Below are 254 nucleotides of genomic sequence, written 5' to 3' on the forward strand. Positions count from 1 at the left end.
CAACACGGCGATGCAGGAATTCGCCTCGGGGGCGAACCTGGCGCTGGGGATGTATCCGGGGCGACGGCCTTCATGCACCTCTTCGGCCTCGTGGCTTTGGGCTACATGTGGGCGCGGATCGCCCAGGCGGCGCTGGCCAAGCAGGCGGAAGACGCCTCGCCCCGCTGGGCGGCCAAGCTCACCACCGGCCGGTGCTTCATGGAGCGCATGCTGCCGGAGACTGCCTGGCGCCTGGTGCGGATCAAGGCGGGCTC

General features: G+C 70.1%; 1 protein-coding gene. It reads left to right on the plus strand.

What is annotated here, in order from left to right; translation table 11 throughout:
• A partial coding sequence (locus AC0IY0_RS28850; RefSeq protein ID WP_471766488.1) for an acyl-CoA dehydrogenase C-terminal domain-containing protein occupies positions 1-254 on the plus strand: 254 nt, incomplete at both ends.

The organism is Methylobacterium sp. AC315 (assembly GCF_979253755.1).